The organism is Paractinoplanes tereljensis, assembly GCF_016862435.1.
Lineage (GTDB): Bacteria > Actinomycetota > Actinomycetes > Mycobacteriales > Micromonosporaceae > Actinoplanes > Actinoplanes tereljensis.
On sequence record NZ_BOMY01000012.1, the window covers coordinates 115,646 to 142,347 of the forward strand.

The 26,702-nt window shown below is 70.8% G+C and carries 22 protein-coding genes and 2 tRNA genes; 16 read left to right on the forward strand and 8 right to left on the reverse strand.

The window, feature by feature from the left end; genetic code table 11:
• The first annotated feature begins 26 nt into the window (after positions 1-26).
• Together Ate02nite_RS08880 and Ate02nite_RS08885 are read left to right on the forward strand one after the other, a co-directional pair.
• Positions 27-1,757: a carbohydrate-binding domain-containing protein gene (locus Ate02nite_RS08880; protein WP_203802012.1), complete on the forward strand. Its 1,731-nt coding sequence runs from the start codon at positions 27-29 to the stop codon at positions 1,755-1,757.
• A 9-nt stretch (positions 1,758-1,766) separates the two neighbouring features.
• The gene (locus Ate02nite_RS08885) at positions 1,767-2,633 is read left to right on the forward strand and encodes a fructosamine kinase family protein (protein ID WP_239147246.1); all 867 of its coding nucleotides are present in this window, start codon (positions 1,767-1,769) and stop codon (positions 2,631-2,633) included.
• Positions 2,634-2,646: 13 nt separating this feature from the next.
• On the opposite strand, the gene Ate02nite_RS08890 is transcribed toward Ate02nite_RS08885, so the two are convergent.
• The 5 genes from Ate02nite_RS08890 to Ate02nite_RS08910 form a co-directional block, all read right to left on the reverse strand.
• Positions 2,647-3,015 (reverse strand): hypothetical protein, encoded by a 369-nt coding sequence (locus Ate02nite_RS08890; protein ID WP_203802014.1) that lies wholly within the window; start codon positions 3,013-3,015, stop codon positions 2,647-2,649.
• A 75-nt stretch (positions 3,016-3,090) separates the two neighbouring features.
• A tRNA-His gene (locus Ate02nite_RS08895) sits at positions 3,091-3,166 on the reverse strand.
• Positions 3,167-3,247: 81 nt separating this feature from the next.
• Positions 3,248-3,838 (reverse strand): oligoribonuclease, encoded by a 591-nt coding sequence (gene orn, locus Ate02nite_RS08900; RefSeq protein WP_203802016.1) that lies wholly within the window; start codon positions 3,836-3,838, stop codon positions 3,248-3,250.
• Between the two features lie 273 nt (positions 3,839-4,111).
• Entirely contained in the window at positions 4,112-8,923 is a 4,812-nt protein-coding gene (locus tag Ate02nite_RS08905; protein ID WP_203802018.1) for a hypothetical protein, read from the reverse strand.
• Positions 8,924-9,066: 143 nt separating this feature from the next.
• Entirely contained in the window at positions 9,067-10,725 is a 1,659-nt protein-coding gene (locus Ate02nite_RS08910) for a copper resistance CopC/CopD family protein (protein ID WP_438871172.1), read from the reverse strand.
• Positions 10,726-10,829: 104 nt separating this feature from the next.
• Here Ate02nite_RS08910 and Ate02nite_RS08915 point away from each other — a divergent pair, with 104 nt between their 5' ends.
• The 6 genes from Ate02nite_RS08915 (at position 10,830) to Ate02nite_RS08940 (ending at position 14,688) form a co-directional block, all read left to right on the forward strand.
• Entirely contained in the window at positions 10,830-11,366 is a 537-nt protein-coding gene (locus Ate02nite_RS08915; RefSeq protein ID WP_203802030.1) for a sigma-70 family RNA polymerase sigma factor, read from the forward strand.
• A gap of 89 nt (positions 11,367-11,455) precedes the next feature.
• Positions 11,456-11,929 (forward strand): MauE/DoxX family redox-associated membrane protein, encoded by a 474-nt coding sequence (locus tag Ate02nite_RS08920; RefSeq protein WP_203802037.1) that lies wholly within the window; start codon positions 11,456-11,458, stop codon positions 11,927-11,929.
• On the forward strand, positions 11,926-12,669 hold the full coding sequence (locus Ate02nite_RS08925) for a DsbA family protein (protein WP_203802040.1): 744 nt from the start codon (positions 11,926-11,928) through the stop codon (positions 12,667-12,669). Before Ate02nite_RS08920 ends, Ate02nite_RS08925 begins: the two co-directional genes overlap by 4 nt.
• Positions 12,666-13,664, forward strand: coding sequence for a hypothetical protein (locus tag Ate02nite_RS08930; RefSeq protein WP_239147247.1), 999 nt, complete (start codon positions 12,666-12,668; stop codon positions 13,662-13,664). The genes Ate02nite_RS08925 and Ate02nite_RS08930 overlap by 4 nt, the downstream gene beginning before the upstream one ends.
• A 90-nt stretch (positions 13,665-13,754) precedes the next feature.
• Positions 13,755-14,231: a thioredoxin-dependent thiol peroxidase gene (bcp, locus tag Ate02nite_RS08935; protein WP_203802043.1), complete on the forward strand. Its 477-nt coding sequence runs from the start codon at positions 13,755-13,757 to the stop codon at positions 14,229-14,231.
• A gap of 370 nt (positions 14,232-14,601) precedes the next feature.
• Positions 14,602-14,688, forward strand: a tRNA-Leu gene (locus Ate02nite_RS08940).
• 42 nt (positions 14,689-14,730) lie between these two features.
• On the opposite strand, the gene Ate02nite_RS08945 is transcribed toward Ate02nite_RS08940, so the two are convergent.
• Positions 14,731-15,819: a zinc-binding dehydrogenase gene (locus Ate02nite_RS08945; RefSeq protein ID WP_203802046.1), complete on the reverse strand. Its 1,089-nt coding sequence runs from the start codon at positions 15,817-15,819 to the stop codon at positions 14,731-14,733.
• Positions 15,820-15,934: 115 nt separating this feature from the next.
• Here Ate02nite_RS08945 and Ate02nite_RS08950 point away from each other — a divergent pair, with 115 nt between their 5' ends.
• On the forward strand, positions 15,935-16,519 hold the full coding sequence (locus tag Ate02nite_RS08950; protein WP_203802049.1) for a TetR/AcrR family transcriptional regulator: 585 nt from the start codon (positions 15,935-15,937) through the stop codon (positions 16,517-16,519).
• A 4-nt stretch (positions 16,520-16,523) separates the two neighbouring features.
• Positions 16,524-17,042 carry a GNAT family N-acetyltransferase gene (locus tag Ate02nite_RS08955; RefSeq protein WP_203802051.1) on the forward strand — a complete coding sequence of 173 codons (519 nt, stop codon included), beginning with the start codon at positions 16,524-16,526 and terminating at the stop codon, positions 17,040-17,042.
• 109 nt (positions 17,043-17,151) lie between these two features.
• Here Ate02nite_RS08955 and Ate02nite_RS08960 read toward each other — a convergent pair whose 3' ends face one another.
• Together Ate02nite_RS08960 and Ate02nite_RS08965 are read right to left on the reverse strand one after the other, a co-directional pair.
• Positions 17,152-18,069, reverse strand: coding sequence for an expansin EXLX1 family cellulose-binding protein (locus Ate02nite_RS08960; RefSeq protein WP_203802053.1), 918 nt, complete (start codon positions 18,067-18,069; stop codon positions 17,152-17,154).
• Positions 18,070-18,143: 74 nt separating this feature from the next.
• Positions 18,144-18,959 carry an MOSC domain-containing protein gene (locus tag Ate02nite_RS08965; RefSeq protein WP_203802055.1) on the reverse strand — a complete coding sequence of 272 codons (816 nt, stop codon included), beginning with the start codon at positions 18,957-18,959 and terminating at the stop codon, positions 18,144-18,146.
• A 67-nt stretch (positions 18,960-19,026) separates the two neighbouring features.
• Between Ate02nite_RS08965 and Ate02nite_RS08970 the strand changes: the two genes are divergently transcribed.
• The 6 genes from Ate02nite_RS08970 to hutH all read left to right on the forward strand — a co-directional run bounded on the left by Ate02nite_RS08970 (position 19,027) and on the right by hutH (position 26,701).
• Entirely contained in the window at positions 19,027-19,854 is an 828-nt protein-coding gene (locus tag Ate02nite_RS08970; protein ID WP_203802056.1) for a MurR/RpiR family transcriptional regulator, read from the forward strand.
• A gap of 9 nt (positions 19,855-19,863) precedes the next feature.
• Positions 19,864-21,495 (forward strand): urocanate hydratase, encoded by a 1,632-nt coding sequence (gene hutU / locus Ate02nite_RS08975; protein ID WP_203802057.1) that lies wholly within the window; start codon positions 19,864-19,866, stop codon positions 21,493-21,495.
• Entirely contained in the window at positions 21,492-22,670 is a 1,179-nt protein-coding gene (locus tag Ate02nite_RS08980) for an allantoate amidohydrolase (RefSeq protein WP_203802059.1), read from the forward strand. The genes hutU and Ate02nite_RS08980 overlap by 4 nt, the downstream gene beginning before the upstream one ends.
• Positions 22,667-23,941 (forward strand): formimidoylglutamate deiminase, encoded by a 1,275-nt coding sequence (locus Ate02nite_RS08985; RefSeq protein WP_203802061.1) that lies wholly within the window; start codon positions 22,667-22,669, stop codon positions 23,939-23,941. Before Ate02nite_RS08980 ends, Ate02nite_RS08985 begins: the two co-directional genes overlap by 4 nt.
• Positions 23,942-24,008: 67 nt before the next feature.
• On the forward strand, positions 24,009-25,172 hold the full coding sequence (gene hutI / locus Ate02nite_RS08990; RefSeq protein ID WP_203802062.1) for an imidazolonepropionase: 1,164 nt from the start codon (positions 24,009-24,011) through the stop codon (positions 25,170-25,172).
• A complete protein-coding gene (gene hutH, locus Ate02nite_RS08995; protein WP_203802064.1) occupies positions 25,169-26,701 on the forward strand; it encodes a histidine ammonia-lyase in 1,533 nt (510 codons plus the stop codon). The genes hutI and hutH overlap by 4 nt, the downstream gene beginning before the upstream one ends.
• The last annotated feature ends 1 nt before the right edge of the window (position 26,702 follow it).

A 26,702-nucleotide genomic window follows, 5' to 3' on the forward strand; every position in this document is an offset into this window, starting at 1 on the left:
CCGTTCCCCCATAGACAGGAATTTCCATGTCACGCACCCCACTGCGCCGACGCGCGGTCGCCCCCGCCGTCCTCACCGCAACCGCCCTGGCCATCTGGGCCGGCGGTTCGGCGATCGCCGGCGCGGCCCCGGTCACGACGCTCGCGGCCGGTCCCGCCGCGGCCGCCGCGCTCGCCGCCAACCAGGCCAGTCACGACAGCACGGCCGACCACACCTGGAACGAGTCGGACGTCGCCACCGTGACCCTGACCGGCACCGGAGCCACCTCCACCAGCTCGAACGTCACCGTCTCGGGCAGCACCGTCACGGTCAGCGCGGCCGGCACCTACCGGTTCTCCGGTTCGCTCACCAACGGCCAGATCGTGGTGAACAGCACCGGCACCGGCATCGTGCGGCTGATCCTGAACGGTGTGACCGTCACCAACAGCACGGTGGCGGCGCTTCACGTAGTCGCCGCCGACGAGGTGCTGATCAACCTGCAGGCCGGTTCCACCAACCGGCTCACCGACGGTTCGGCCAACGTGGACGCGGCGCTCGACTCGGCCGCCGACCTCACCATCGACGGCACCGGCTCGCTGATCGTCACCGGCAATGGCAACGACGGCATTGCCAGTGCGGACGGCCTGGTCATCACCGGTGGCACGATCACCGTGACGGCCAAGGACGACGCGATCCGGGGCAAGGACTACGCGATCATCACCGGCGGCACGATCACCGCTACCGGTGGCGGCGACGCCCTCAAGTCGGACAACGACACGGACACGACGCGCGGTTACGTGTCGCTGGCCGGCGGCACGGTCACCCTGACCGCGACCGCCGACGCGGTGCAGGCCTCGACCGATGTGATCATCTCGGGTGGCAAGCTGACCGCGAAGTCGGGTGGCGGCAGCTCGGTCACCCCCGGCACCGCCTCGGCCAAGGGCCTCAAGGCCGGCGTCCTGGTCGTGATCAGCGAGGGCACCAACAGCATCGACGCCTCCGACGACGGCGTGCACTCGGACGCCAACGTCACCGTCGACGGCGGGACCACCACGGTGGCCACCGGCGACGACGGTGTGCACGCCGAGACGGACGTCCGGGTCAGTGCCGGCACGGTCAACGTCACCAAGTCGTACGAGGGTGTCGAGGGCCTGAAGGTGTACGTGACCGGCGGCAGCGTCAGCGCCACCGCCTCCGACGACGCGTTCAACGCCTCCGACCCCACGTACGGCGAGATGCAGAACTCGCCGAACGCGCTGATCTCCATCACCGGCGGCACGGTGATCGTCAGCGGTGGCACCGACGGTCTCGACTCCAACGGCGCGCTCAGCATCGGTGGCGGCAACGTCATCGTGGCCGGCTCGCCGACCCGGGGCGGCGGCGAAGGCGGCCTCGACTCCAACGGCGCGCTGACCATCACGGCCGGCACGCTGGTCTCCTCCGGCCTGAGCGCCTCGACCAGCACGCTGCCCACCGCGGGTCAGGGCTGGGTGTCGGTGAACTTCAGCGCCAACCAGGCGGCCGGCACGATCGTGCACCTGGCCACCACGTCGGGCACGCAGATCGCGACCTACCAGTCCTCGAAGATCTTCAAGGGCATCATCTTCTCGTCCAGCCAGATCACCCGCGGCACCACGTACGCGATCTACACCGGCGGCAGCGTCTCCGGCACCGCGGTCGGCGGCGGCCTCTACACCGGAGGCACCCTCTCCGGCACCCAGTCCACCACCGTCACGGCCGGCACCTCAACCGGCACCGGTGGCGGCGGCCCCCGCTAACCTCCGCTGGTGCTCGAGTTTCTCGATCGGATCGAGCCCGTCATGGCCGCGCACCTCGGCGTGCCATGGCGGGTCACCGGCTTTACCGACCTCGGCGACCGTGCCTCACATCGCTGCGGCATTTTCCGCGGCTCGCCGATCGACGTCTTCGCCAAACTGAACACCGGCGGGGAGACCGGTCCCGAACTGCGCGGACTCGCCCTGCTACGACGGCACGGAGCGCCCGTTCCCGAATCGATCGGCGAGGTTCCGGTCCCTGGCGGCAGCCTGTTGCTGCAAAAAGCCATAGCGGAGATCCCGGCTGAGTGGGCCGACATCGGCCGCGTGCTGGGCACGCTTCATCGGGCGTACGGCGAAAGCTTCGGTCTTGATTTTGACGGGTTCTTCGGCCCGCTCCCGCAGGACAATCGACAGTGCCCGGATTGGCCGACGTTCTACGCTTCCCGCCGCCTCGAACCGTTGTTGCGCGGCGCCGTCGACTCCGGGCATCTCGACTCGACGCTCGCCGCCGGTGTGTCCCGGGTGATCAGCCGGTTACCGCTGTTGTGCGGGCCCGCGCCACGACCGACTCTGCTGCACGGGGACGCCCAGCAGAACAATTTCCTGACCGCCGCCGACGGCGTCTATCTGCTCGACGTGTCGCCCTATTACGGGCATCCCGAAATAGACCTGGCGCTGCTTGATTACTTCGCGCCGGTGCCGCCGGTGGTGTTCGACGCCTACCGTTCGGTGACGCCGATCGATCCCGGCTTTCCGTCGCGGCGGGAGCTGTGGCGACTCGCCGGCTACCTGGCGGTGGTCACCGTCGACGGCGCGTCCGATTTCGGACGGCCCTTCCTCGGACGCGTCGCCGACGCGATCAAGCTGTACCGCTGATTACTTCATCGTTTTATTTCATCGTGGCCAGGACCAGGTCGAGCGCTCGCTGGATGGCGGCCCGGGACTCGTCGGTGTCGTCCTTGGTGTCGAAGCTGTGCTGGCCGTGCGGCACCTCGACGATGTCGAGACGGGTCTTCGCCGCCGCGACGAACTCCCGCACCGTCTCCAGGATCCCCGGGCTGTCCTGCCCGGCCCGGGTCAGCACGATCGGCAGGTCACCCGCGTTCGGCACGGCCTCGGCGGGCAGGAAGCGCGGGTCGGTCGGCCAGCCCGGGAACGGCGCCATCAGCGGGTAGTTGTAGGCCACGCAGCGCAGCCGGGCCGACGGTTCGCGCAGGTAGTCGGCGCTGAGCACGGCCCCGCCGGAGAGGATATCCATGCACCACACGATATCGACGGTTCTGAACGGCGTAAGGCCCGGTCTTTCGACCGGGCCTTACGCATCGTCTTCACATGGGGTGATCGACGGGACTTGAACCCGCGACCCCCGGGACCACAACCCGGTGCTCTACCAGCTGAGCTACGACCACCATGCACGAGAACCTTCCCCGTGGTGCCCGACAATCATAGCCGCCTCAAGGCGGGGGTCGTCGAGGGGGTTACCCCTTCCGCTACAGCTCGGCGGCGATGGCCTTGGCCGTTTCGACGTCCGGACCCGGCAGCGGGACGAACACCGTGCGGCGGTAATACTCCAGCTCGCGGATGCTCTCCCGGATGTCGGCGAGAGCGCGGTGGGCCAGGCCCTTGGGCGGCTGGCCGAAGTAAACCCTCGGGTACCACCGGCGGCAGAGCTCTTTGATCGAGGAAACGTCGATCATGCGGTAGTGCAGGAACGCGTCGAGCGCCGGCATGTCACGAGCCAGGAAGCCGCGGTCGGTGGCGATGGAGTTGCCACACAGCGGCGCGGTGCGCGGATTGGGCACGAACTCCCGCACGTAGGCCAGGACCTGCTCCTCCGCCTCGGCCATCGTGATCGCCGAGCGGCGCACCTCGTCGGTCAGACCCGACTTGGCATGCATGTCCCGCACGACCGGCGGCATCGCGTCGAGCGCCGCGTCGTCGGCATGGATGACCAGGTCGATGCCCTCGCCAAGCACGTTGAGGTCGGGACCGGTGACCAGAGCCGCGACCTCGATGAGCTTGTCCTTGCCCAGATCGAGACCGGTCATCTCACAGTCGATCCACACCAGAAGATCAGCCACCCGGACAGCCTACGCCCGCGTGCGGCCCATCGCTGTCACGTCCCGCCTGGCCACCCGTCCGGGCCTTTGCGGCACGACCCGCGCTTTGTCCGCTTTCGGGGGGAGACTTCCCAGTTGGGCGCTTCCCGGGCTAAACTGGTCTTAACGGACGAAGCCCCCCTTCGGTTACTCCGTTCCCCCGGTAAAGGGCCCTCCGCGTCGGCAGCGTGGAGGGCCCTTGGGTTATCAAGACAAAAGAAGGCCGCCCTGGTGGGCGGCCTTCTCGGTGGTCCCTCAGTCGTCGTTCGGCATCCCCGGAGGCGTACGCCGTCGGCGCACCGGCTCGGGCGGCGCGGGTTCGATCGTTGCGGGGTTTGTAACGGTTCTGCGCCGACGCGGCTGAGCGGAGGCCGCGAGCAGCTCGGCGGCCTCGGCCCGGTAGCTGGAGAGCCCCGTCGCCGAGGCGGCTGCCTTCATCGGGGTGGCCGGCTTGAGGGCCGCGGGCGGCGGCTTGGCGGCGTTGCTCGTCGCCGGTTTGCCCGAGGTGCTGGCGGGCGGTTTCGCCGCGTTGCTGACCGCGGGCCTGCCCCCGGTGCTCACCGGCGGCTTGGCCGCGTTACTCACTCCCGGCTTGCCACCGTTGCTCACCACCGGCCGGGCCGCGTTACCCACCGCCGGCTTGGCCGGGCTGCCGCTAGTTGCGCTGCCCGCGGCTGGCCTTGATGCGCTGGCCGGCGGCTTTACGGTGGTGGGCCGTGTCGTTGTTGGTGTGGTCGGCGTGGCGGGCTTTGCGGTCGCTGCGGACCTGGTGGCCGCCTTCGCCGCCTTGATGGCCGGGCTGGCCGGGGCCGCCGACTTGGCCGGGGTCGCCGACTTGGCCGGGGTCGCCGACTTGGCCGGCGCGCTCGACCGGGCGGTCGGGGTAGCACGAGCCGTCGTCTTGGCGGCCTCGGCGGGGGCGGCGGCGGTCTTCGGCTTGGTCGTCTTCGCGGTGCGAACGCGGGTCGCCTTGATGGGCTTCAGTTCGGTGTCCCCGTCGGCAGCGCCGTTCGCGGCCTCGTCGCGGGCCCGGGCGGCCGCGCGGGCGGTCACCGTCTCGGCGGCCTTCCGCCAGGCGGCGGGGGCTGGGTGCCCGGCACCAAGACCGGCCGCCGGGCCGTCGTCGTCGCCAATCGGTGGGGTCGGTTTGCCCGCACCGCCCGGCGTCGGCATCGGCCGCTGGACCAGCGGGAACTCGACCGTCGGGGCCGAACTCGACTCCCGCGCGAACTCGCTCTGCGGCATGTCCTCATCCCGGGCACCGCCGGGCGAGGGCATCGGCCGGCGTCGCGCGCGCCCGGTCGGCGGCTCGGCCCCGTTGCGGCCGTCCCCGCCGTCCCGCTCGGCCCCGCGGCCGCTTCCGCCGTCCCGCTCTGCTCCGCGGCCGCTTCCGCCGTCCCGCTCCGCTCCGCGGCCGCCTCCGCCGTCCCAGCCGGGCGGCATAGGCGTCCGTTCGGCACCGTCGGCGTCCGGGACCGGCATCGACCGCTGCGCCAGGCGACCATCGGTGCTCGGGGCAGTCGATGGGGTCGCGATCATCGCGCTGAGGTCGGCCGTCGCAGCCCCGGCGACGTTCTGTTCGTCCCGCACGGCGGCCGATCCGACCGAGACCAGGCCGTCCGCCGCCGGGTTGGTGGCGCCGATGCGTTCGCCGCGGGCCATCGCGTGCATCAGGGCCGAAACGTCCGCCCCACCGGCGGCAACCCGCACCGGCCGTGGACCGCCCGCCGGGGTGACCCCGGCCCGGTCGTCGGAGGCGTCGGCGGCAACCGGCGTACCGGTCGAGGTCCGCTCCGGGCTGGACGGCTGCGCCGGGGCCGCCGCCCGCCCGGGGGTTTCGGCCGGAACGTTCAGCTTGGGAGCGGACACCGGAGGGCGGTCGTTGCGACCGGCCTCGATGTCCGCCCCCGCTGCCTGCCGCGCCCTACTGGCGGATAGGGGCGGCTGGGCGCCGGCATTCGCGGTCGTCACAAAATCCGACGACCCGGCGATTCCGGCCGAGGTAGCTTCCGGGGTTGCCCGACCCGGTTCGGTGGCGGCGGCCGACACGTGGTCCGCTCGCCCTCCACGCACGGTAGCGGCCGTTGAGCCCGCCATCCCAGCCTGAGCACCGAGTTCTACGTCACCGGCCGCACCCTCGACAACCGAGACGGAAGCTCGTCCCAGCCCTAGCACCTGCGGAAATGCCGACGGCGTCCGCTCCGCAGCGGCCCCCGGCTCGGCGCCGGCGCCGGGAGTGGCGGCCCGGCCGCCGGCTTGCGAGCCGACGCCGGGAGTGGCGGCCCGGCCGCCGGCTTGCGAGCCGACGCCGCCTACCGACGCAGGCTCGCGCTCCGCGACGGCTGCCGCACCAGCCGCGTCCCTACCCGGCGTCCGGGCCGCAGCTCCGCCCGCCGACTCCGGCGTGCGAGCTCCGGCCCTCGGACCGGCCGCAGCCGCAGCGGGCGCGACCGCGCCGGCCCTCGCGGGAACCGCCGAAGCAGGCGATTCGCCCACGCCAGCGGCCGCACCCGAAGCAGACACTCGGCCCGCGCCGGTCGGCGCAGCCGAAGTGGCCGAACCAGCTGGGCCCGCCTGGACAGCAGCGGCAGACGCGGCCGGAGCCGACTGCTTGGCCACTCCGGAAGGCGCGGCCGAGGCGCTCGGGCCAGCCAATCCCGCAGGGACAGCAGCGGCAGACGCGGCCGGAACCGACGGCATGGCCACTCCGGAAGGCGCCGAGCCAGCCAGTCCCACTGGAAGAGCAGCGGCGGACTCGGCCGGAACCGGCATAGTCGCACCTGCAGGCGCAATGATCGAGACTGGGCCTGCAGGCGCAGCCGAAGCGGCCAGACCAGCCGGTACAGCAGCGGCGGACGTCGCCAAAGGCGACGACTTGGCAGCGCCGGCGGGTGCGGTCGGCGCAGATGCGGCCGACGCCGTCGGACTCGGGATCCGGGATCCCTGGGCGGCCGCGGCGGGTGTGCCTTGAGCCTGGTTCGGACGGCTGCCGGACGGCTGCTGACGACCTACGCGGGGGGAATCCGCGCGAGTCAGGCCGGTCGCGGCCCAGTCGGTGGCGTTCGGGCCGGTGACTACCGCGACCCGCTGGGTGGCTCGGCGCGGGTCGCGCGCCGCCCGGTTTTCCCGGCCGGCCGGCGACGGGGGCCCGGCCGACACCGCCTCCGCACGGTCATGAACACCGCGCGCGGCGCGCGCGTCCGCGGCACCAGCCGCGTAGGCCGCGGCAACGGCCGCATCCCCGGACGGCGCCGGAGCCGGACGACCGCCCGAACCCCGCTTCCCGCTCACCGGGCCACCGACCTCGGACGCCGTCCCGCCCGCCGGGCCACCGACCTGGGACGTCGTCCCGATCGGCTCATCGCCGTCGACCGTCGCTTCGTCCGGCTCACCATCGACCGAAGCGGCGCGTGGCTGCTCGCCCAGGTCGGAGACAACATCCGACTGCTCGTCATCCGCAGGGTCCGGCTGGGCCTCGGAGGTCGCGGCTGCCTTCCCGTCCTGTTCGGCGGCGGCCTTCTTCATGGCTACCTCGGCCATCCGGGCGGCCGCCGTCGCCTCGGTCTCCCGGGCGCGCTCGGGAGCGGTTTCCGCCACCCACGCACCGACGGCCGAAGCCCGGAACAGCGGCAGGTCGCCGGGTCCCGGCTCGCGCTTCCGCCCGAACCGCTCCCCCCGCCGACCGAACAGCGGGTCCGTCGAGGACGGGAAGTCCCCGAGCGGCAGAGCACCGCCGGCCGCCGGCGTGATGAAGTTGAGTGGCTCTCCCGGCGCGGGCCGCCGGTCGGCCTGCGGCCGACCGGGAATGGCGGTGGCCGCCGCATATTCGGCGGGATCCGGCGCAGCTGGGTGAGGCGCAACGCCAGGACCCACGCCGCCGGAGACCGGAATGGCAGAGACCGGAATTGCAGAGACCGGGACGCCAGAAGCCGGAATGGCAGAAGTCGGAATTGCAGAAACCGGAGCCGCCGAGATCGGCGCCCCAGAGATCAGCGTCCCAGAAACCGAACCCCCGACCCCGGATGCCGGAACCGAGTAAGCCGGAACGGCAGAAATCGGAACCACCGACGCCGGAATCGCGGAAGTCGGAATAGCCGAGACCGAAACCGCGGAGGCAGAAACCGCAGACGCTGGGACCGCCGAGGCTGGGACCGCCGAGGCTGGGACCGCCGAGGCTGGGACCGCCGAGGCTGGGACCGCGGAGGTTGGGCCGGCCAGGGCCGGTGTGCCGGCCGGGGGCCAGGTGAACTGGGGTGCGGAGGCCGACAGCCCGGCCTTCTGGGCGTCGGCGAGGGTTCGGGGGCGGTGGGCGCCGCCGGTGCGGGGCGCGCTGATGGCGGGCGCGGGGAGCGAGGCGCCGATCGCGGCCAGCAGGTCGGGGACCTGGCTCGGCTCGACCACGTACACGATCTCGCGCCGCCGCCCCGGCCAGGCCAGGACGATCAGGCCGATCATCGCCAGCAGCGAGCCCAGGGTGAGCAGGCCCCAGGTGCTGGAGTTGATCCAGCCGGGACGCAGCTCGGCCGAGGAGGTCAGCTGAATGCCGGACTTCGCGCCGGGATTCATGATGACCAGGCTGTACGGGCCGCCGGTGACCTCGCCGGGTGACCACGCCAGGTGGCCGTCGACGCCGCTGCGCAGCCAGAACGACGCGCCGGTGGGCAGCACCCCGGGAGCCTGCCGGCCGCCGACCGGGAAGGTCGCGACCGGGAGCGCGCCGGTGCCGATGTCGACCGTGCGGACCCGGGAGTGCGGAACGCCCTGCAGGTACTGGTCGACGGCGGCGGACGGGGCGATGCCGAGGAAGGCGGGGCCGTCCTGGGTGGTCGCGTTGACCCGCAGCTGGGTGTCGCCGATCCGGGTGAAGGGCGCGTCGGTGCGAAGCAACCGGTCCACATCGGGGACGACGAACGCGTACCCGGGTGTGGCAAGCCGTTGCAGTTCGCCGCTGAACGCGCCGCCCTGATCACGATGCTGCATGGCTGCCCACAGTGCCGCGCCCGCGAGCAGCGACGGCAAACCGATGGTCAGCATCAGCATTCCGAGGATGGTGCGGAGCCACCGCATCAGCTTCTCCCCCTATCGCAGGCCATACTGCGGTGACCATACAGACGCATATACTCCGAAAGTGGTCAAATAGCCGCTAACACCCTGATAGATATGACAACAGCCCGACCCCCATCCGGGAGCCGGGCTGTGGCAGCAAAAAATCAGGAGATGTTCGCGGTCATCGTGAGTGTCTGCTGATCGATGTCGCTGGTGCGCGCGGTGAACTTGAAGGTCCACTGGCCGGCCGACGGCAGGGCGATGTCGCCGACCGCGTGGAAGTCGGTGATCCGCAGCAGCGGGATCTGGATCGGCTCGATGCCCTTCGACTCCAGCGCCGCCGTCCCGGTCCACTCGACGACCGTCAGCGGCTTGTTGTCGGGCGTGTACGCGTACAGATGGATCGAGTTGTTTCCGACCGCGGCCGGGAAGATGTCGACCTGCATCGCCATCGTGCTGCTGGTCAGCGTCTGCGTCACGGTCGAACTGGTCGAGGCGGTCGAGGCGGCCTCGGCCGTCCGCGGCGGAGCGATCTGGACCAGGGCCGCGGTCACCCCCAGCACCACCGCCGTGATCGCGAGCTCGATGCCGACGATGCGGCGCAGGCCGCGCGGCTCGGCTTCGGCCTGTTTCGAGCGGACCAGGCGCCGGGAGAACCAGGCGACGCCCAGCACCAGGCCGGCCAGGGCCGCCTTGACCAGGATCAGCCGGCCGTAGGTGCTGTTGAACAGCCCGTCCAGCGACGAGACCTCGATCAGCGCCTGCACCACGCCGGCCAGGATCAGCGCGGTCACCGCGGTGGCCGCCCAGCGCGACCAGATCGGCAGGATCGCGGACAGCTCGCGCTCGTTGGCCTGGCGCAGCAGGAAGCCGCCCAGCATGACCAGGCCACCCAGCCACACCGACATGGCGGCCAGGTGGATCGCGTCGATCACCACCGAGACGCCGGCCACCGGGGAGGCGGTCGGGTGCCCGGTCAGCGGCCAGGTGGCCAGCGCCGCCACCCCGAGCACGCCGAGCAGCGCCAGGTCGGTCTTGGACTCGCCCTTCCCGGACAGGAACGGGCGCAGCAGCAGTGCGGCCGCGCACAGCACGCCGATGCGCACCAGCATCACCGCGCCGAACGTGCTGCCCAGTACGTCGCGCAGGTCACCGACCCGGACGTCGAACAGGCCGGTGCCGATCGAATAGGGCACCTGCAGCCAGATCGCCATCAGCGTGCTGAACCCGACCAGGCCCATGCCGGTCCAGATGACCCGGGACGGGCCGCGCCGGGACAGGCGGTGCGGCCACAGCAGGGCCAGCACGAGCGCCGGGCCGACCAGGAGAACCAAGCCGACGTATCCCAGATATTTGCCGACCGGGATCAGTGCCCGGACCACCGGGTCGACCTTGCTGTCGTCGATCGCCGACGTCGGCGGGGCGGAAGCCGCGCCCACCGAATAGGTGATGCTGCCGCCGACCGGATGACTGTCGGCGGAGATCACCCGGAAGCTGATCAGATAGGTGCCCCGGCCGCCGCCCGAGCGCAGCGGGATGGTCAGGGTGCCGCCGTCGACAGTTGGCTCGCCCTGGTCGGCGCGCGACCCGTCCGGCGCCAGGACCTGCACCTTTCCGGTCACCAGCTGCACCGACTCGCTGAAGGTCAGCGTCACCTTGTTGGGCGCGTCGGGCACGATCGTGCCGTTGCCGGGGTCGCTGGCGACCAGCGCGGCGTGGGCGCTGGCCGGCGCGGCCGGGCCCAGGAGCACCAGGAACAGCCCGATCAGTAGGCCGAAGCCACCCGCCAGGGCTCGGCGACGATCAAAGGTCATGCGCGCCATCGTCCCCGATCCGGTCAGAAGCTCCCACCGACGGGTAGTCGCCGATGCGTCCGACATGGTTCCAGAAGCCACCGACAATTCTGCTTCCCGTACCATCTCCGGTCATGGAAGGGCAGGATCCGACGACCCGATTGGCCCTCACGGCCGGTGCCGGGGACCCCGCTGCCCAGGCGGCGCTGGTGCGTGCCACCCAGGCCGAGGTGTGGCGGTTCACCGCCGCGCTTGTCGACCCGGGTGTCGCCGACGACCTCACCCAGGAGACCTTTCTCCGGGCGTTCAAGGCGCTGCCGTCCTTCGAGGGCCGCTCGAGCGTGCGCACCTGGCTGCTCGGCATCGCCCGGCGCACCTGCGCCGACCACCTGCGCGCGGTGGTCCGCCGCCGGCGGCTCGACGCGAAACTCGCCGAGCAGGCCCGCACCGATCTGCCGGTGCCCGAACCGGCCCACCGGCTGAGCACCGCCGACCTGCTGAGCGGGCTCAGTGACGAACGCCGCACTGCGTTCGTGCTCACCCAGGTGCTCGGGCTGTCCTACGCCGAGGCCGCCGAGGTAGAGGACGTACCGGTCGGAACCATCCGATCCCGGGTCGCCCGGGCTCGCGACGAACTGGTCACCGCGGTGTCCCAGGCGCGGGCGGTGTGAAGGGTCTTTCGACCCTGCCGATTCCCAGCCAAACCTCAGCAGAATGGTGGAACCTGCTGAGCGAGGACTTCGACTAACTGGGCGTGACAATGCATTGGGGTAAGGCGTGGCCGTGGATATCCACGGTGGCTCGGCTTGGGCTTTCGGCGGTGTTCCTGGTCGCAGGCGGCCTCAAGATCACCGACTTGGACGAGTCGGCACGCGCGGTCAACGCCTATCGGCTTATGGATTACGACACCGCCAAGGTAATCGGTGCGATTCAGCCGTTTCTCGAGATCGCCGTCGGTCTCCTGTTACTGATCGGCCTCGCCGTGCGCCTCAGCGCCGCGATTGGCGCGCTGCTCCTGGTGGTCTTCATCGCCGGGATCATCTCGGCGTGGGCCCGGGGTTTGCAGATCGACTGCGGCTGCTTCAGCAAGGGTGGCGATCTGGCGGCCGGGCGCACCGCGCAGTACGGCTGGGACATCGCGCGCGACGTGGGCTTCCTGCTGCTCGCCGGGATTCTGCTCTGGAAGCCGCGCACCCGGTTCTCGATGGACGGCCTTCTGATGGGAGAACGATGAGCAAGGGCAAGCGCGACCGGTCGGCGGCGAAACGCATCGTCGAACAGCAGAAGGCGGCCGAGCGCCGCCGGCGGGTGACGATCTGGACGTCCGTCGCGGTGGTAGGCGTACTCGTGATCGCTGGTTTGATCGGTTTTGGCGTGCTGTCGAAGAAGGACAGCACCGACGCGAGCAAGCTGACCACGCCGACCGTGGCCGTCGACGACGGCACCGCGTTCGCGGTCGGCACCGGCCCGGTCACGGTCGACCTGTATGAAGACTTCATGTGCCCGATCTGCCACGAGTTCGAGACCCAGGCCGGCGACACGATCACCACGCTCATCGCGGACAAGAAGATCACCGCCCGCTACCACCCGGTGGCCATCCTCGACCGCGCCTCGAACGGCACCAACTACTCGACCCGCTCGGCCGGCGCGGCCGCCGCCGCGGCCGAGGGCGGCAAGTTCATCGAGTACCACAAGGTCCTCTACGACAACCAGCCCGAGGAGAACAGCGACGGCCTCGACAACGCCAAGCTGATCGAGCTGGGCAAGAGCGTCGGCCTCGGCGACGCGTTCGCCACCGCGGTCAACGACAAGACCTACGACACGTGGGCCGGCAAGGTCACCGACACGTTCTCGTCACGCGGTTACACCGGCACGCCGACCATCGTCGTCGCCGGCAAGCAACTGCAGGGCAGCAACGGCAGCATTCCGACGGCCGAGCAGTTCAGCGCGGCCGTCACGGCGGCCGTGGGGTGAGACGCCTCGCCCTCTTCGTGATCGTGGCCGGCGCGTTCCTCGCGCCGGCCACGCCCGCGTTCGCGCACGGAGGGGACGCGCCCGACGCCACCGCTTACCGCACCACGATCACCAGGATCAGCACGCCGGAAAAGGGCCTGACGGTCCGCACGGTCGAGGCCGGGGCGCGCTTGGAACTCACCAACAAGACCGGGCACTCGGTGGAGATCCTCGGTTACTCGGGCGAGCCCTACCTCGACGTCAGACCTGATGGCACCTGGGAAAACGTCAACTCTCCGGCGGCGTACATCAATGAGACCCTGACCGGCGACACGCCCGTACCCTCCTCGGCCGACCCCACCGCCGCGCCCAGCTGGCGCCGGATCTCCGGCGCGACCAGCGTGCGCTGGCATGACCAGCGCACCCATTGGCTGAGCGCGGGCCTGCCGCCGCAGGCGCAGGCCGACGCGACCCGCGCCCATCGCCTCCGCGACTGGGAGGTGCCGCTGCGGGTGCAGGTGCGCACCTTCGTGATCACCGGCACCCTCGATTGGGAGCCGCCGCCGAAGGCCTGGCTCTGGTGGTCGATCACCGTTCTGACCGGCCTGACGGCCTTCGCCCTGCTGCGAAAATGGCCGAGGTCCGTGCGGCCGCTCACCCTGATCGCCGCGATCTGCCCGTTTGGGTACGCCGTGAGCACCGCCCTCGACGGCACCACCCCGTCCCTGTTGCTGATCACGGTCGGCCTGCTCGCCATCGCGGCGGCTTACCGCCATCCGCCGTTCTTCCTGACGCTGGCCGGCGCTGCGGTGGCCCTGTTCGCCGGTTTCACCGAGATCGGCGCCTTCGACGCGGCGGTGCTCCCCGCCGCCGGCCCGGCCTGGTTGCTCCGCGCCGCGGTAGCGATCGCCCTGGGCGTCGGCACCGCCCTGGCCCTGACCGGCGTGCTCCGCCTGCGGGCCGCCCTCCCCGCCCCGGGCGACCGCCGGCCCGCGCTCGACTCCGTCGCAGCCTGAACGCCGGGCCACGGCGGCCTGGCTCTGTCTGAACGCCACGCCGCAGGCGGTCCGCTCGGCTTGTCGGTGGGCCGGTCTATCGTTCGTCGCATGACTGAGACCGCCCGACTTTCTGCCGGGGACCCCGCGCCCGAATGGTCGCTGCCGACCGACAACGGCGACCGGCTCACCCTCAAGGACCTGCGCGGCCGCAAGGTAGTGCTCTACGCCTACCCCGCCGCGATGACCCCCGGCTGCACCACCCAGGCGTGCGACTTCCGCGACTCGCTGGCGTCGCTGCAGGCGGCCGGCTACGAGGTGGTCGGCATCTCCCCCGACGCCCCGGCCAAGCTGGCCAAGTTCCGCGAACGCGACGCCATCACGTTCCCCCTGGTCAGCGACGAGGACAAGAGTGTCCTGACGGCCTACGGTGCCTTCGGCGAGAAGAAGAACTACGGCAAGACGGTGCAGGGCGTGATCCGCTCCACCTTCGTGATCGACGAGAACGGCGCGATCGAGCACGCCTTCTACAACGTCAAGGCCACCGGCCACGTGGCCAAGCTCCGCCGCGACCTGGGACTCGACTGACCGTTTTCCACAGGTTCGCCCCACTCCTGCCGATCAGACCAGCACGACTAACGGACCGGCAGGTCCCCCGCTCCCACGGCGGCCGTCATGCGGCATCGACCCGCAAGGCGGCCGCCGTGCCCGGGCCGGGGCCTTTCGCCGCACCCCGCCATCAGACCCCATCGCCGCGCAGCCGCCGAAAGCTTTGGTGCTACCGCTGCCCATGCGGGACGACCGGGATCCGCTCCCGCCCGCCCGCCAGCACAATCTTCTGCATACCTCAGGAGGGCGGGCCCGGGGACCCCACCGGAAGGGTCACGGCCGGCGAGGACGTGGATTCCGGGTTGACCGTCTAGACTCTTGAACGCGTTGCCCGGTGGGGCGACAGCGAGCGGGAGTGGCGTAATTGGCAGCCGCGCGGGTTTTAGGTGCCCGTGCCCGAAAGGGCGTAGGGGTTCAAGTCCCCTCTTCCGCACCATGCTTGTGGTGGCTGCCTGTGCGGCGGCCAGCCACAACGGCCTCACGACAGGTCGGTGATCACTACCCGGGCTGTGGTGGGGTCCTTCAGGGAGTCGTAGCCGGCGTTGATGTCGGCCAGGCCTATTTGCTTGGTGATCAGGTCGTCCAGGTTCATTCGGCCCTGTATGTACATCGCGGCGTACAGCGGGATGTCTCGCTTCAGTTCGGATGAGCCCATGTAGACGCCCTGGACCTTCTGCGAGTTGCTCAGCGCTACCAGCGCGCTCAGCTCCAGGCCGGCGTCCATCGCGCCCACCCCGATCAGGTAGAGGCCGCCGCCCTTGCCCAGCATCTGCATGGCCTGGGCGGTGACCGGGCGGACGCCGACGAAGTCGAAAACGTGGTCGGCACCCGCGCCGGTCAGGTCGCGGACGGCCTCGACCGGGTCGGTGGTGCGGCTGTTGACCACGTCGGTGGCGCCGAAGGCCTTGGCCCGGTCCAGTTTCACGTCCTCGATGTCGGTCACGATGATCCGGCCGGCACCGGCCAGCCGGGCGCCGCTGATCGCGTTCAGGCCCACGCCGCCCGCGCCGATGACCACGACGGTGTCGCCCTGCCGCACGTTTGCGCTGTTCAGCACGGCGCCGGCGCCGGTGAGCACGCCGCAGCCGATCAGCGCGGCCGGCGCCCACGGCATCTCGTCGGGGACGACGGCCAGCTGGTTCTCGTGGATCAGCGCTTCCTGGGCGAAGCCGGCCAGGCCCATGCCCTGCGCCACCGGCGCGCCGTTCCAGGACAGCCGGGACGGTTCGCCGGCGGCGCGCTCGGTGGCGGACGGGTGCAGGCAGATGTAGGAGCGGCCGGCCAGACAGTTCACGCAGGCCCCGCAGTACTGAATCAGGCTGCCGACGACGTGGTCGCCGACTTTGACCTGGGTTACCTGCGGTCCGACGGCGGTTACCAGGCCGGCCACCTCGTGGCCGAGGACGACCGGGAACTCGCCGCCGATGAAGGTGGCGACGCTCAGGTCGGAGTGGCAGAGGCCGGAGGCCTTCACCTCGATGCGGACCTCGTGGCCGGTCGGATCGGCCAGGTCGATCTCCTCGAGGACGAAGCCTTGACCCAGGCCTTTGGTCACGGATGCCTTCATGTCTTCCTCCAAAGAGACGCGTCGGTAACGGGGAGATTTCGAGTGTGCGCGCGGTCGAAAAGGAAAGCAACAGGTGTCGCTTATGCCTGCTCAGAGCGGCTGATAAGCTTCGATGGTGTCCGGGGACGTCGACGTGCGCATCCGGCGCACCCGCGAGCGATTGAGCCAGGCCGTGCTGCGGCTGGCCGCCGACCATCCGGTCGAGGACATCGCGGTGGCCGATGTCGTGCGGCTCGCCCGGATCAACCGCACCACCTTCTACAAACACGCGGCGTCGCCGGCCGACGTGCTCGCCGAGGTGCTTTACGCCGACCTCGACCGGATCCGGATGGCCTGGATCGCCGGAGCGCCGGCCCGGGAGATCTGGGAGCGCTCGGCCGCCGAACTCGCCGACCATCTCCAGCGTTTCGACGCCCTCTACACCACGGGGCTGGTCGGTCAGCGCAGCGCTGTCCTCAATCGCCTGCTGGTGGAGCACTTCGTGGGTTCGGCCCGGGCCCTGCTCGACCGCGACCCGCACCTGCTGCCTGACGGCGCCGGCTCAGCGGAGTGGCGCACGAAGGTCTTCAGCCGGTTCATCGCGCACGGCGAGGTGGGTGTCGTGGAGGCCTGGCTGACCGAGCCCGCCCCGCGCGACCGCACACTGTTCATCTCCGCCTCGGCCTCGTTCATGTCGACCTGGCTGGGCGGGGCAGGATGACGATATGGGTGTCGAGTTCGTAGTAGATCCGGAACTGGACGAAGACCTCAGAGCGCGGATCCTCGCGCTCTGGGTCGAGGTCACCAACGCCGGCGGAGCCGTCGGGTTCGTGGCCCCGGTCACGGCCGAGGAGGTGCGACCGGTCGCCGAGGCCGCGTTCGCGGGCGTGACGGCGGGGCTCGACCGGCTACTGATCGGGGTGGACGGCGGGGAACTCGTCGCACTGCTGTTCGTGACCGACAACCGGTTCGTGCTCAAGGATCATTGGCGGGTGCTCAAGCGGGTGATGGTGACTCCGCGCAGCCAAGGTAGGGGCTACGGGGCCGCGCTCATGCGGGAGGCCGAGTCGGTCGGCCGCAAGATGGGGCTGGCCGGGCTGGCCGTCACCGTCCGGGGCGGGAACGGCACCGAGAACTTCTACGCGCGGCTCGGCTATCGCGAGGTGGGCCGCATTCCCGGGGCCATCCGGGTCGCGCCCGGGGACGACCGGGACGACATCTCGATGTGGCTGGAACTGCGATAGGCCGAGGCCGCCGGGTCGACGACGCCTGGGGGTGAGGATGCGTCGTCGCCGGCGGCCGGCGGCCGCGCGCTCCAGAGCTCGGGGCGCGGCGGAGTGGGGCGCGGAAGCTCTACTTGCAGGAGGAAGCGGCCAGGTCGACGGCCGTCTCGGCGGGCTGTTCGGTGGTCGCGGCCGGCTCCACCGTGGCGGTCGACTCGGGAAGCGGCGCGGCAGACGATGACACGACCGGCGACGGCGACGACTTGGTCGGCTTCGGGGTCGCTTTCTTCGTCTTCACCGACTCGACGGGAGAAGACCCGGAGGCGGCGCCGGAAGTGCCGGTCGCCAGGCGGGCGGTCGTCTTCTGAGTTGTCGAAGGCGAGAGCTTGATGCCACTGACCGTGACCGAATGCCCGTACACATCGGTGATCTTGATTTTGAATGGACCGCTGCCGGCGCCGCCGTCGTTGACCCAGTAGTTGTAGTCCTCGCGGTGGGTGGTCTTGCCGTTGACCGTGACCGACTTCAGCTGGGTGGCGTGGTTGTCGATCAGGACGGCCAGCCAGTACTGGGAGGAGCCCTCCTTCACCCGCACGCTGATCGGTCCGGGCGCGGAGGCCGTGGTGACCGTCTTGTAGGTGATCGGGATGATTCCGGCGACCTCGGCGCCGATCTTCTTGAAGGCGGTGCGACTGAGGTCGAGGTGCCCGGTATCGCACTCCGGGCAGGAGTCGGTGACCTTGACGCGCACCTTGCCCTTCGGGCCGGTCACGTCGAGGTAGGTGCCGCAGGCGGCGCCGGCCGAGTACTGGTCGGGACCGAGCGCCACGAACAGGTCGTCGGCGGGCGACGAGGGGAACGAGCAGTTGCCAGTGCCGGAACCCAGGTCGTAGAAGGTCGCTTTGCCGGTCTTGGCCGCGGTGGACGGTGGTGCCGCGCAGGCCGAACCGCTGTTCTGGAGCACCAGGGCGACGCCGAGAACCGCGGCGAGAATCACGGCACCGCCGGCGGCGAGCCAGCGGGGCGAAAGCAGACGAGGTCCGGTCACGATGACGGATCCTTCGCGGCGGCGGCAGTGCGGGCAACCTTCCTAAGACAGACCTAAGACACATGGGACATGCTTCACCCAGAAGGTGACAGCACAGTCACCTCGTCACCGACACGCAGTGAGCCAACGGTGATGGGGATCAAATTGATCGCGAAGTGCAGCCCGGAGCCGAACCGCCGTCGCTCGCCGAGCATCCGCAGCGGCTGCTTGCCCTTCTCGCCGGTCTCCTGATCGATCGTGGTGACCAGGCAGCGCGGGCAGGGTTTGTCGGCCCGGAGCACGGTGGAGCCGATCCGCAACCGCACGCCCTGCTCGGACCAGTCGTCCTCGATCCACGGCGGCACGCCCGAAATAACCAGGTTCGGCCGGAATCTGGTCATCGGCACAGCCTCCTCGCCGGCCCCGACCAGCCAGTCGTTGAGGGCGGAGAGCGACGCCTCGTTGGCCAGCAGCAGCGGATAACCATCGGCGAAGCTGACCGGCTCGGACAGGGTGGAAGAGCCGCCCACGTTGCGGCTGCCCGGGTCGGCCTGCCAGACCAGTCGCACCGGGCGCCCGAGAAACTCGCTGCTCCAGGCGCTCTCGGCGATCCGGGCGGGGGTCGGCGCGTGCCGCTTGAAGACCCGCACGAACTCCTTGGGCCCGTCGACCGGCTCGTCCACGACGAGATCCGGCATCCCCGGCGCCGACAACTCCAAGCCACCGTCGCGGACCCGGACGCGCAGTTGGGTGAGCAACGGGAGGTCACGCTGGGTGATCCCGACGCCGTCCTCGTTGACCATCATCCAGCGCCGGTCGCCAACCAGTCCCCACGGCTCTACCTGGGCGAAGTCGTGCTCGATCCGGTGGCAACCCTTGACCGGGTACGTCGCCAGGGTTGTGATCCGCATACTCGCAGCTTCGCACGTCCGGCCCAGGGTCTGGTTTCTGAAATTTTTTATGCATATGCTGCTGGGCGTGAATGAAGGCGTGATCAAGTCGGTGCTCGACCTGTTTCACGGTGCGCGCCTGACGCCGACCCAGCGGCGCATCGCGCACTGCCTCGTCGAGCATGCCGCCAAGGCCGCCTACCTGTCCGCGGCCGAGGTCGCCGACCTGGCCGGCGTCAGCCAGCCGTCGGTCACCCGGTTCGCCATGGCCCTGGGCTACTCCGGTTACCCGGCCCTGCGCCGCGAGCTGCGCGACCTCACCGGCGGCGGCGATGAGCCGGTCGCCGAGGGCAACGCCATGCAGCTGGCGGTCCGGGCCGAGGCCGTTCACCTCAACCGGCTGCACGACCAGCTCGCACAGCTCGACGACGTGGAACGGGCCGCGAAGCTGCTGATGGACAGCCGGCCGCTGCTGGTGCTGGGGCTGCGAGCGGCGGCGCCACTCGCCGGATATTTCGGCTATTTTGCGGCGAAGGTGCATCCGGACGTTCGCGTGCTTGACGCACCCCTGCCGGATCGGCTCGACCAGGCCCGGGCGGCCGGCGCGCGGGCGATGCTGGCGGTGGTGCTGCCGCGCTATCCGCGCGAGTCGCTCGAGGTGGTCCAGGAGGCCCGCCGGGCCGGGCTGGCGATCGTGGCGATCACCGACTCGGTGGTGAGCCCGGTGGCCGAGCTGGCCGACGTGGTGCTGCCCGCCGCGGTCGGCACGCAACTGGTGTTCGACCTGCACACCGGGCCGATGGCGATGGCGATGGTACTTCTGCAAGCGATGTGTGACGCGGCGCCCGAGCTGGCGCAGGGGCGTCTCGAGGAATTTGAGCAGACGGCCGCTCGGCGGCACGTGTTCATGGCGTAGGAGAGGTCGATGTCCGAGATCAGGGCCGCGCACGGTAGCGCGTACACCGCAATGGGTTGGCCTCAGGAGGCCGCCAAGCGGATGTTGATGAACAACCTCGACCCCGACGTGGCCGAAAGGCCCGAAGATCTTGTGGTGTACGGCGGGACCGGCAAGGCCGCGCGCGACTGGCCGTCGTTCCACGCGATCGTCCGGGAACTGGACGTCCTGAAGAACGACGAGACCCTGCTGGTGCAGTCGGGTAAGCCGGTCGGCGTCTTCCAGACGCACGAGTGGGCACCGCGGGTGCTGATCGCGAACTCGAACCTGGTCGGCGACTGGGCGACCTGGCCGGAGTTCCGCCGGCTGGAGAAGCTCGGCCTGACCATGTACGGCCAGATGACCGCGGGCTCGTGGATCTACATCGGCACCCAGGGCATCCTGCAGGGCACCTACGAGACGTTCGCGGCGGTGGCGGCGAAGCGGTTCGGCGGGACGCTGGCCGGCACCCTGACGCTGACCGCCGGTTGCGGTGGCATGGGCGGCGCGCAGCCCCTGGCCGTGACCATGAACGGCGGCGTCTGCCTGGTCATCGACATCGACCCGTCCCGCCTGCGCCGTCGGGTCGAGACCCGGTATCTGGACACGATCGCAGCCGACCTCGATGATGCGATAAAGCAGGCCTTGACGGCTAAATCGGAAAAAAATTCGCTCTCCATCGGCGTGGTGGGAAATGCCGCCGACATCGTCCCCGAGCTGCTGGTTCGTGGCGTCGCGATCGACATCGTCACCGACCAGACGAGCGCGCACGACCCGCTGTCGTACATCCCGATCGGCATTTCCCTTGAAGATGCCGCCGAATTCGCGCGGACAAAACCGGAGGAATTCACCGACCGCGCCCGGGCCTCCATGGCCCGCCACGTGGCGGCCATGGTCGGCTTCATGGACGCCGGCGCCGAGGTCTTCGACTACGGCAACTCCATCCGCGGCGAGGCCAAACTGGCCGGTTACGAGCGCGCATTCGACTTCCCCGGCTTCGTGCCGGCCTACATCCGGCCGCTCTTCGCCGAGGGTAAAGGCCCGTTCCGCTGGGCCGCCCTCTCCGGCGACCCCAAGGACATCGCCGCCACCGACAAGGCGATGCTCGAACTGTTCCCGGAGAACGAATCGCTGGCCCGCTGGATCAAACTGGCCGGCGAGAAGGTCGCCTTCCAGGGCCTGCCGTCGCGGATCTGCTGGCTCGGCTACGGCGAGCGGGACAAGGCCGGCGTCCGATTCAACGACATGGTCGCCGACGGCACGTTGAGCGCGCCGCTGGTGATCGGCCGCGACCACCTCGACTCCGGCTCGGTCGCCTCCCCCTACCGGGAAACCGAGTCGATGCTCGACGGCTCCGACGCGATCGCCGACTGGCCGCTGCTCAACGCCATGCTCAACACCGCGAGCGGCGCCTCCTGGGTGTCGATCCACCACGGCGGCGGCGTCGGCATCGGCCGGTCCATCCACGCCGGGCAGGTCTGCGTGGCCGACGGCACCGCGCTGGCCGGCCAGAAGATCGAACGGGTGCTCACCAACGACCCGGGCACCGGCGTGATCCGGCACGTGGACGCGGGCTACGAGTCGGCCGCCGCCGGCGGCGTACACATCCCGATGTCGCGATGAGCGAAAAGATCTTCTCGGCCCTCTGGGCCGAGATCGAGGCGATCGGCCGGGCCTCCAGCGGCGGCTATTTGCGGTACGCGCTCGACGAGCCCGAACTTGTCCTCCGCGACTGGTTCCGCAACCAGGCCGACCGGCGGGACATGCCGGTCACCGACGACGGCAACGGCAACCTGTTCGCCTGGTGGGGCGCAGCGTGGGGACGCGGCGCGGTGCTGACCGGCTCGCATTTCGACTCGGTCCCGCACGGCGGCGGCTACGACGGCCCGCTCGGCATCGTCAGCGCGTTCCTGGCCATCGACCAGATGCGCGCGGCCGGCCACACCCCGTCGGTTCCGCTGGCCGTGGTCGCGTTCGTCGAGGAGGAGGGCGGCCGGTTCGGGCTGCCCTGCCTCGGTTCCCGGCTGCTGTCCGGCGCGATCGACCCGGCCAAGGCGGCCGCGCTGACCGACCAGGACGGCGTCACCTTCGGCGAGGCGCTCGGCGCGACCCCGGCCGGCCCGCTGCCCGGTCTGCAGTCCCGGATCGGTGCCCTGGTCGAGCTGCACATCGAGCAGGGCCGCCAGCTCGAGGTCCCGGTCGGGGTGGCCAGCGCGATCTGGCCGCACGGCCGCTGGCGTTTCGACTTCACCGGGCACGGCGACCACGCCGGCACCACCAAGATGTCCGACCGCCGCGACCCGATGCTGACCTTCGCCTACACGGTGCTGGCCGCCAACAAGGAGGCCCGACTGTCCGGCGCGCATGCGACGATGGCCCGGGTCGTGGTCGAACCGAACGCCACCAACGCCATCCCGTCGCTGGTCCGGGGCTGGCTGGACGCCCGTGCGGCGGACACCGCGACGATGGACTCGCTGGTCGAGGCGGTCACCAAACGGGCCACCGAGCGGGCCGGCCGGGACGGCACCGAGGTCGCGGTCACCTCCGAGTCGCTGAGCTCCGAGGTCACCTTCGACACCGCCCTGGCCAACCGGCTGTCCGGTCTGCTGGGCGACGCCCCGATCCTGCCGACCAGCGCCGGGCACGACGCCGGGGTGCTGTCCGCCCTGGTCCCGACGGCGATGCTGTTCGTGCGCAACCCGACCGGCATCTCGCACTCGCCGGCCGAATTCGCCGAGCCGGCCGACTGCGCCGCCGGGGTCGACGCGCTGGCCAGGGTCCTGAGCGAGCTGACGTGACGGTCTACCGGGCCGACTACGCCTGGCTGGGCGACCGGGTGGAGCGGGACGTCCGCATCGAGGTGACCGACGGCCGGTTCACCGCGGTCGGTCCCGGCTCGGGCGGGGAACGCCTGCCGGGGCTGGTGCTTCCGGGCTTTGCCAACGCGCACTCGCACGCCTTTCACCGGGCTCTGCGCGGCCGCACCCACAGCGGTGGGCCGGGCAGTTTCTGGACCTGGCGCGATCTGATGTACCAGGTGGCCGGCACGCTCGACCCGGACAGTTATCTCCGGCTGGCCCGCGCGGTCTTCGCCGAGATGGCCCTGTCCGGCATCACCGCCGTCGGCGAGTTCCATTACCTGCACCACTCCCCCGACGGCACGCCCTACGCCGACCCCAACGCGATGGGCCAGGCCCTGATCGAGGCGGCCAAGCAAGCCGGTCTCCGGATCACCCTGCTCGACACGCTCTACCTTCAGTCCAGTGTGGACGGCAAGCCGCTGGAGGGCGTGCAACGTCGCTTCGGCGACGAAAACCCGGAACGCTGGGCCGCGCGGGTGGCCGCGCTGACTGCCGCGCCGCACGCGATCATCGGGGCGGCAATCCATTCGGTACGGGCGGTGCCCGCCCAGCACCTGGCCGCCCTGGCCGGGCGTGGACCGCTGCACGTCCACCTCTCCGAACAGCCGGCCGAGAACGAGCAGTGCCGGGCGGCGCACGGCTGCACCCCCACCGAGCTGCTCGACCGGCACGGCATCCTCGGCCCGGACACCACGGCCGTGCACGCCACCCACCTCACCGACCAGGACGTGAAGCTGCTGGCCGGTAGCCGGACCGGGATCTGCATGTGCCCGACCACCGAACGCGACCTGGCCGACGGCATCGGCCGGGCCCGCGACCTGGCCGACGCCGGTTCCCCGCTGAGCCTGGGCAGCGACAGCCACGCCGTCATCGACATGCTCGAGGAGGCGCGGGCCCTGGAGATGAACGAACGCCTGGCCACCCGCCGGCGCGGCCGGTTCACCCCGGCCGAGCTGGTCACCGCGGCCGCCGCGCACGCCGCCATCGGCTGGCCCGACGCCGGCGCGATCGCCGTCGGAAACCGCGCCGACCTGGTCTGCCTTCGCTTGGACTCGGTCCGCACCGCTGGTTCCGGCCCGGCCGCCGCGATCCTGGCCGCCACCGCCTCCGACATCACCCACGTCATCGCCGACGGCCGCAAGATCGTCACCGACGGCGAGCACACCACGATCGACGTCCCGAGCGCGTTGGCGGAGGCCCTGTCATGAGGCTTTGCTCTGCTCACCAATACGCGCTGTTCTGCTCACCTATACGCAACTGGCCCGGGGCGGTCGCATGAGCACGCTTCTCATCGACAACATCGGCGAGCTGGTTACCAACGACAGCAATGGCGAGGGGCCGCTCGGCTTGCGCCGCAAGGCGGCCGTGCTGGTCGAGCGGGAGCGGATCGCCTGGGTCGGACCGAGTTTTCACGCGCCGGCCGCCGACCGGCGGTTCGACGCCGGCGGGGCCGCGGTGCTGCCGGGGTTCGTGGACAGCCACGCCCACCTGGTCTTCGCCGGGGACCGCGCCGAGGAGTTCGCGGCCCGGATGGCCGGCGAGCCGTACACCGGCGGCGGCATCCGGACGACGGTCGGCGCGACCCGGTCGGCCAGCGACGACGAACTGCGGCAGGCCACCGAACGGCTGGTCCTCGAGGCCCGCCAGCAGGGCACCACCACGATCGAGATCAAGAGCGGGTACGGGCTCACGGTCGAGGACGAGGCCCGGTCGCTGCGGATCGCTCGCGAGTTCACCGAGGAGACCACGCTGCTCGGGGCGCATGTCGTGCCGGCCGAGCACGCCGACAACCCGTGGCGGTACGTGTCGATGGTGTGCGGCCCGATGCTCGCCGCCGCCAAGCCGTACGCGAAGTGGATGGATGTTTTCTGCGAACGCGGAGCGTTCGACGAGGACCAGGCGCGCACGATCCTGACCGCCGGGCGCGACGCCGGCCTCGGGTTGCGGGTGCACGGCAACCAGCTGGGCCCGGGGCCGGGCGTGCAGCTCGCGGTCGAGTTGGGCGCGGCCAGCGTCGACCACTGCACGCATCTCGATGACTCCGATGTGGACGCCCTGGCCGGCTCGGACACCGTGGCCACCCTGCTGCCGGGAGCCGAATTCTCCACCCGGTCGACCTATCCGGATGCTCGGCGGCTGCTCGACGCGGGTGTGACAGTGGCGCTGGCGACCGACTGCAACCCCGGTTCGTCGTACACGTCCTCGATGCCTTTCTGCATTGCCCTCGCCGTACGGGAAATGCGAATGACCCCGGCCGAGGCAGTGCGGGCCGCGACCTTAGGCGGAGCCGGCGCGCTGCGCCGCAGCGACGTCGGGGTGGTGTCCGTCGGCGCCCGCGCCGATCTGATCGTGCTTGACGCACCGTCCCACCTGCACCTGGCCTATCGGCCCGGAGTCCCCCTGATTCGCACTGTTCTGCGCAACGGAGTACCGCAATGATCACTGTTCTGCCCACCGGCGTCACCCCCGCCGAGGTCATCGCGGTCGCCCGCGCCGACGCCAAGGTCGAACTCGCCCCGGCCACGGTCGAGGCGATGGCCACCAGCCGGGCGATCGTCGACAAGATCGAGGCGTCCGGCCGGCCGGTCTACGGCGTTTCCACCGGGTTCGGGGCGCTGGCCAGCACCTTCATCGACCCGTCACGCCGGGCCGAACTGCAGCACGCGCTGATCCGCTCGCACGCGGCCGGCATCGGCGCGCCGATGCCGCGCGAGGTGGTGCGGGCGATGATGCTGCTGCGGCTGCGGTCGCTCGCCCTCGGCCATTCCGGGGTACGGCCGGAGCTCGCGCAGGGGCTGGCCGACCTGCTCAACCACGACATCACGCCGTGGGTGCCGGAGCACGGGTCGCTCGGCGCGTCCGGCGATCTCGCCCCGCTCGCCCACTGCGCGATCGTGCTGCTCGGCGAGGGCTGGGTGCTGGCGTCGGACGGCCGGCGGATCGACGCGGCCGACGCGCTGGCCGACGCCGGGCTCAAGCCGCTGGAACTGGCGGCCAAGGAAGGGCTCGCGCTGATCAACGGGACCGACGGCATGCTCGGCATGCTGCTGCTGGCCCTCGACGACGCGCGGCACCTGTTCGCCATGGCCGACGTGACCACGGCACTCGCCATCGAGGCGATGCTCGGTTCGGAGCGGCCGTTCATGCCGGAACTGCACGCGATCCGGCCGCACCCCGGCCAGGCCGCCTCGGCCGCGAACATCCACAAGCTGCTGCAGGACTCCCGGATCATGGACTCGCACCGGGACGACCTGGCGCACGCGGTGCAGGACGCGTACTCGATGCGCTGTGCCCCGCAGGTGGCCGGCGCGGCCCGGGACACCCTGGACTTCGCGGCTCAGGTGGCCGGCCGGGAACTCATCTCGGTCGTCGACAACCCGGTGGTGCTGCCGGACGGGCGGGTCGAGTCGACCGGCAACTTCCACGGCGAGCCGCTCGCGTTCGCCGCCGACTTCCTGGCCATCGCCGCCGCCGAGGTCGGTGCGATCGCCGAGCGGCGGGTGGACCGGCTGCTCGACGTGACCCGCAACCGCGAACTGCCGCCGTTCCTGTCGCCGGACGCCGGCGTCAACTCCGGCCTGATGATCGCCCAGTACACGGCGGCGGGCATCGTGGCCGAGAACCGGCGGCTCGCGGTGCCGGCCTCGGCCGACTCGCTGCCGACCAGCGGCATGCAGGAGGACCACGTCTCGATGGGCTGGGCCGCCACCAAGAAGCTGCGGACCGTCCTGGACAACCTGACCTCGCTGCTCGCCGTCGAGCTGCTCGGCGCGGTGCGCGGCCTGCAACTGCGCGCCCCGCTGACCCCGTCGCCGACCGGCCAGGCTGCGATCGCCGCGGTGGCCCCGTTCGCGGGCGAGCCCGGACCGGACATCTTCCTGGCTCCGGTCCTCGAACAGGCCCGCGCGGTTATCGCCGGACGGGAGCTGCGCACCGCCATCGAGACACACGTCGGGCCGCTCCTGTAGT